This is a genomic window from Roseiarcus sp. (assembly GCF_052145395.1).
GTDB lineage: Bacteria > Pseudomonadota > Alphaproteobacteria > Rhizobiales > Beijerinckiaceae > Roseiarcus.
Genome location: NZ_JBKQOT010000362.1, coordinates 1 through 6,440, shown reverse-complemented (window position 1 = coordinate 6,440; position 6,440 = coordinate 1). Strand labels below are relative to the sequence as shown.

5 protein-coding genes are annotated in these 6,440 nt (G+C 64.5%); all 5 read right to left on the bottom strand.

Annotation, left to right across the window (positions count from 1 at the left end; genetic code table 11):
* A partial coding sequence (locus ACLP25_RS12205; protein WP_442469462.1) for a hypothetical protein occupies nucleotides 1-244 on the bottom strand: 244 nt, incomplete at its 3' end.
* Between the two features lie 12 nt (nucleotides 245-256).
* A complete protein-coding gene (locus ACLP25_RS12200; protein WP_442469461.1) occupies nucleotides 257-1,810 on the bottom strand; it encodes a c-type cytochrome in 1,554 nt (517 codons plus the stop codon).
* Nucleotides 1,807-3,156, bottom strand: coding sequence for an NADH:flavin oxidoreductase (locus tag ACLP25_RS12195; RefSeq protein WP_442469460.1), 1,350 nt, complete (start codon nucleotides 3,154-3,156; stop codon nucleotides 1,807-1,809). Before ACLP25_RS12195 ends, ACLP25_RS12200 begins: the two co-directional genes overlap by 4 nt.
* Complete coding sequence (locus tag ACLP25_RS12190; protein ID WP_442469459.1) at nucleotides 3,156-4,037, bottom strand: hypothetical protein; 882 nt, start codon at nucleotides 4,035-4,037, stop codon at nucleotides 3,156-3,158. The genes ACLP25_RS12195 and ACLP25_RS12190 overlap by 1 nt, the downstream gene beginning before the upstream one ends.
* Complete coding sequence (locus ACLP25_RS12185; protein WP_442469458.1) at nucleotides 4,034-5,893, bottom strand: peroxidase family protein; 1,860 nt, start codon at nucleotides 5,891-5,893, stop codon at nucleotides 4,034-4,036. The genes ACLP25_RS12190 and ACLP25_RS12185 overlap by 4 nt, the downstream gene beginning before the upstream one ends.
* Between the last annotated feature and the right edge of the window lie 547 nt (nucleotides 5,894-6,440).

Below are 6,440 nucleotides of genomic sequence, written 5' to 3'. Positions count from 1 at the left end.
GGTCCTCGAGGCCGGGAAAATAGAGGGCGGTCACGAGGATGAGCGTTGCGCCCCAGCCGCGAATCCATCCCGTGGGAACCGGCGTTGGCAGCCCGAACGTCTGCGAAACGAAATCGGGCAGGAACATGCATCCGAGACCGATAAGAAGGTGCAAGACCATGTTGAAGCCGAGCGCCTTCCGATAAACGCTCTTGCGTCCCGCGGCTTGGGCTTGGCTCCAGCCAAGCATCAGGGCGTCCGTCATGCCCGCCTCCAATCAGAACGTCAGCAGATAGGCCAGGAGATTCTGCTTTTCGTCGTTCGGTAGGTCTGTTCCATAGGCGTGGCCTCCCGCGCTGTTGCCGCGCGCGCTCGTGTCGAAGCAGAAAACACCAGGCGTCTCGGCCGGCGGACAGGGCGGCGCCTGAAAGCCGCCCCTGACGGGATCGATCACGTCCGATCCGCGCAGGAATCGCTTCGGCCTTTGATCGGGCGGCAGCAGGAGATCGGCGAGCGTCGGGACCGATCCGTTGTGCAGATAGGGAGCGCGCAGCCAGAGGCCGTCGAGGGGGACGTTGGCGTATCCGTCCGTTTTGACGAAGTGCGTGAACTGATAGGGCGTGCCGGCAAACATGGCCGAGAGCTGCCAGTCGCGGAACTGTTGGGTGTACGAGTTGAGCCGGTTTGGATCGGCGCCCAGGTCGTCGTTCGGCTCCACCGTGCCGATTTTCGCGCCTTCGAAGACATAGCCGTCGGGACCCTGCCAGCCGTGGCAGCCGGCGCACGCCTGCATGTAGGTCGCCTTGCCGCGGGCGGCCGAGGCCGGGTCGGGCCGATAGGGGCTCGGCGGTGGCTTCAAATCCATGAGCCAGGCCGCGTTGCGCTCGATTGCCGCGTGGTCGACCGTTTTCGGCGTCACGCCTGCGCCAACCGCCGCCGACAGATTGCGCTCATCCAGAGAATCGTTGTTTCCGTCCCAGTGCAGGCTCATCGTCTTGCGCGGGCGCTGGTTGAAAATCGCCGGAAAATCGGCGGTCCCCACGGCCTCCGCGTCGGGGACGCGGCTTCCGGGCGGCAGCTCGAGTAGAAGCTTATAAGGGTTGAACGTATCGACACGGCCCGGCCCCCACGGCGGCTGCGACGCCACCAGCGGCAGGAGTCGCGCCCGATGTTCGATCAGGCCTTCGCGCACACGCGGCAGCACCGCGTAACGCCAGGCGAGGCGGTCGATCCAATCGAAATGCGCGCCCTGACGCTCCATCGCCGGGATCAGCGTGTTCGGCGCCAGTCGCTCGTCCGAGGCGATGTCGAGGATAAAGCGCACGAAGCGGTAGAGGTTGAGATTGTTCGAGGGCATACCCGCCACGATGTGCCGCGGCGAGGCGGACGTTTCGCGCCAGGCGCCGACGTGGCATGTCCCGCAATTGAACCAGACGACCTCGACGCCGCTGACCTGGCGGCGCGAGATGCCGATCGGCAGATCGCGCTGACGGCCTGCGGCGTCCTGCTCGTAGAGGAAGCCAAAGGCCGAATAGTCGTTACGGCCCTCGAACTGCTCGGGAAAGAGGCTCGGCAGCGTTTTCCACATCCAGTAGGGCAGGCCGCTGTTGGGCTCCGTCCCGATCGAGCCGTACATGAAGTGCGCGGTGTCGTCCCCGTAGGCGGGCGTTGCGTCGCCGCGGAATTTCATGAAGGCGACGGCGCCCAGGACGACAGTCGCCAGACCGACGAGCAGCAGCGCAAGCGCGATCAGCCACGTCAGAGACAAGAGCCACATGCGTGACCGCAATTGAATCTGAACGGCGGTGAAAGGCTCGTTGATATCGGTCATCGCGACATCACCTCCTTGGAGGGGATCACGAACTGACCGTGCACGCGGTAGACCGACATGACCGCGTCGATCATCGCCTCACGGCTCGGGTAGCGCGAAACGTCGTAGCAGCCCATCGGATTCTTCATCGCGCTGACGAGGCAACGGTTGCAGTACGTGCAGGGCTTCTCGGGACGGTCGGCCCCGGCGGCCCACTGCTGCACGAGGTCGTTGTTGGCGACGAGCGAGCGGGCGATCGCGACGCCGTCGACCGCCCCGGCATTGATGGCGTTGCGGATGAACGAGGCCGTCTGGAACCCGCCGGTGCAGAGGACCGGGATCTTGACCGCCTTCCGGATGACGCGCGCCTCTTCGACATTCACCCCCTCGATCGGCTTGCCCTTCTTCATGCGGAACCAAAGCCAGTGGAAGATCGGCCTCAACGGCGGATAGCGGAACAAGAGATAGTTGCGCATCCCGTGCACGCCGGAAGAGATCATCGCGTCATAGGTGGTCGTGAGGGTCTCGAGCGAAAGGTCGCCGGGCGGATTGAGGGGGTGGGGAAAGAGCGAGCCTTGCGAGACATGGATCGCGTCGGCGCCGGCCGCTTCCGCCCATTTTGCGATCTTCACCGTGTCGTCTAGGGTGTTGCCTGGCTTCTCCCACGGGATGACGTTGTTGTGGTCGACTGCGCTGAGCTTGACCTGCAAATGGAAGTCGCGCCCGACGGCGTTGCGGATCGCCTCGATCACATTCAGGAGAAACCGCGCCCGGTTTTCCAGGGAACCGCCATATTCATCCTTGCGGTCGTTGATGCCTGACGACATGAACTGGCTGAACAGGTAGCCGTTTGCCGAATGTAGCTCGACCCCGTCGAGGCCGGCTTCGCGCGCCCGCCAGGCGCCGCGCGCAAAGGCCGCAATCGTATGATCGATCTCGGCCTTGCTCATCGCCTGGCAAAGGAACCCGTGCAGGGGCTCGGTTCGGCTGGTCGAGCTTGGCGCTTTGCGGGCCTGGTTGTGAACGCCAGGCAGGTCCATCTGGCGGCCCGAATGGCTCAGCTGCATGATGAACTTGGCGTCGAAGCTGTGAACAGCCTCGCCGAGCTTCGCCCAGAGGGGAATGAAGTCGTCGCGGTGCACGGTCGCGTAGCCGGCGATGATCCGTCCCTCCATCAGCACGGGAACGTAGGAGGAAATGATCGCGCCCACTCCTCCAGCTGCAAATTTGGACTCCCAATTGATCCGGGTCTGCGTCAGCGAGCCGTCCTCGCCGTCAAAGCGACCGGATATGCTGGAGCGGAAAATTCGGTTTTTCACCGTCAGGTTGCGAAACTTCAAGGGAGAAAAGATTGGATCGTCTTCCATCAGGCTTCCCCCTGCGCGGCTCGCCACACGGCGGCGAGCAACGCGGGCGCCCAGGCGTGCGCGGGGCAGCGGGCCCAGCTTTGCGTCATGAACGCCGTGCTTGGGCTCGGCGCGCGACTGTTGGCGGCGTCGAGCTGCAGAAGAACCAGTGTCGCAGGGCTGTATTCGCCGGCGAGCGTTAAGCCGGCCTCCGTCGGCTGGCGCACGACCTGCTGGGGCGCGACGAGGCATTGCGCGGTGGCCGCTTCGGGGGTGAGCCGCCGGCGGGTGGCGGGATCGGCCCAGAGCGCGCGCATGCGCAAGAAGCCGGCGACTAAGTTGTGCACGGCGACGCCGGTGCCGTGGACACCGGACGGGTCGCCGCCGACCTTGTCCGCCAGCAGACGCCTGGCCTTCGCGACCGCCCCCGTGACGGCCCACCAAAAGACGAGCAGGAGATTGAAGGTGCGCGGCGCCTGGTCGAGCACGCGCGCCGCGGCCCAGCTCCTTGCGTCGCCCTCGTAATCTGCGCTGAAGAGCCGGCCGACCGCTTCCTGCGCGAGCGGTCCGACCGACGCGTCAGGCCCCTCGCCACGCAAGTAGCTCGCGAGCTTTTCGACGGACGGATCGCCCAGGCCGAGGGCCGCTGCAATCGCATTGAGGCGGGCTTCGAGGGCAGCTTGCGCCGACTTCGGCCGCTCAGGTCCATGCGGCGCGACGGGCGGCAGCGGTTCGCCGTTGAGGCTCAGCGCCTTGCGGATGCGGCGCGTTACGATGCGATTGAACAGCGGCCCCCTTCCTCCGTAGTTCCGGTCGAGGCGAGGGTCATTGGCGAGGTCGGCGATCAGCTCGGGATCGCTGACGGTCAGGACATCCAGAAGAGCCGGAATGCGCAGTCTCATGTTGAGCCGAGGCTCCACGGAAAAAAGACATTGCGGACGTTGGCGAACAGCGGCGCCAGAGACGAGGCGTGCCGCTGAAGCACCGTGCGCATGCTGTTGTCGGCGACCCACTGGAAGCCGGCGGGCGTATAGACGTCCGGCGTGAAATCGGTCGTGAAGAAGCGGTCGCTCCGCAGCCGTCGCGAAGCCATCAGGATGAAGATGCGAAACACCGTGTCCGAGAAGCCGAAGCCGGGCGGCGTGCCGGGGTTGGCCTGCGCTTCGCAGAGCGTGCCGACGAGCAGATCCACGTCCTCGACGGTCGCATAGATCGCCCGCACTTCCTCCCGCCAATTCGGATTGGTCGTCAGTTCCTCGAAGGTCTTCGGGACCGGCATTCCAATGAGGCGGCGGAATTGGCAATAGCGGGGAACGCCGCGCTCGCGGTCGCGCAGGATGTCGGTCGCGGCAAGATCGGTGTAGATACCTTCCTTAGGCTTTTCCGGCAGCCGTCTCAGGCTGTTCGGGTAGTTGTGTAAGGCCAGCGCCCCGGGATTGCTGGTAGCGAGCGAGTAGAGCACGTCGTCAAAGCTGATCGTGCGATAGACGCGCGCCGCGCCGGCATGGGCAACGTCGAGAAGCGACAGCTTCGCAAGCTCCTGATTGTCCCGATGACTGCGCATCGAGAACGTGTCCGGCATCAGCGGATGCATGCGGTAACAGGCCGTGAACTCCTCGGTCATCGCGTAAGGCGCCGAGTCCTGCCCCCCGGGCGAACCCGGAATGCCGGAGATTTCCTCGGCATCGCTCAGGCGGCCATAGCCCCGCCAATAATGTTCGCCGGCTATTCCCCACCAGTTCCCGCGCATGGCGAAGCGCCCTTCCGGCGAGTTCATGAGCGAGGGCGTCCACTCGGTCGTATGAATCTTCGCGATGAGTGCGGTCACCGTGAGACGCGCTTTCTGGAACAGCCACTCGCCCTCCGCCTCGGGGAAGTCGACTTTGAGCCGGTCGACAACGGCGTTGTGCTCCCGCGCGAACAGTGTGTGCATGACCGAAAGGCCGAGCCACCAGTTGCCGTTGACGCCGGTAAGTTCGAGATCGGGGAACTTTGCGCCTTCCGGGTCGCTGATCTCGTCGCGGATCGGCTCGATCGGCAGGTGGCCGTCCGGCGTGAGCCCGATCTTGCCGTCCGGCAGCAGCTGCCTCGTCTGGGGATCGCTGCGGATCAGCTTCTGGCGCGTCAGCGAAGAGCCATAGATTTGCGACCCGTCCCACCAGTGGGTGACGGTGTTGGTAAAGGTCGAAGGCCGGCCGTCGTCGGCCGGTGTGGTCGGCGCCCGCGTCGTGCGCAGGATCGACATCGGGTTCTGCGGCCAGTCGTCGTCGGAAGCGATCGGCACCTCATACGGGTTCGCCGGGTCGTTGACTCCGTGACTCAGCCAATCGTGCACCATGAACTGAAGCCACGCAGGGACGAGCACGTTGAGATAGGGAACTGGCGCGAATTCGCGGCGCGCCAGGAGTTCGCTGCTGACGCGGCGCGGATTGGGCTCGAGCAGCGATCGCGCCGCTTCGCCGAACGTCTCGCTGATCGGCACGTTGCGACCGAACCGCGCGCCCGCCATGCCCATCCAAGGGAGTTCAAGGCTGTTGAAGGAGCCGTCCGCGGTTCTGTGTCCTTTGACGTCTTCGGCGGGCGGGTCCAACGCCGGGGCGGCGGTCTCCGTATTGAAGAGATTACGCTGCCGCATGATGACGCGGACGCCGGCGAGCGTCGGAATTGCGATGAGAAATGGCCACTTGTGCCATGGCGCGAGGGCGCTTGTGACGCGAGCGAACGCCGAAAGAATGCGGTCACCCAACCCTGCAGCCATCGGTTCCCCCAAGACCCAGCTTCAGAAAGACGATCTGTCGCTCTCTCTACTTCCCAACCCAATGCTCTTATTGTCAACCCTACAGGGCTAGCCAGTATTCCGTCTGTGATCCAAATCACACAACCGCAAGGAGTTGAGCTCTAGGCGGGTAGCAATAATCGACGAGACGGCCGGGAGCGTCAGCGATAGGGAATTGCGGCAAACCCCCTAAAACAACGGTCCTATCGGTCAACACCTGATGCGTGAACCCGGCGAATTGGTGGGTGCGAGCGATGGCGCGCTTCTCCGTGTTGCTTGCGCTGACGTAAGGCGACGCCCAAAAACTGCCGAATCGGTCAGGCGACCTTCCCCCCACGAAACCGCCTGAGATGCCGAAAGAACACGTACCGCTTATTTTTGGGCGTCGCCTAAGGAATGGAAGCTCGCTAACGAACTTCCGGTTCGGTGAAGGGTTTCGGGCGCCGGCCCTTTGCGGACGGTGGGGCATGCGTCGGGGCCGGCGCTCGAAAGCCTCCCAAGGAGGAAACCGCGGGGAGGTTGGGGGCCG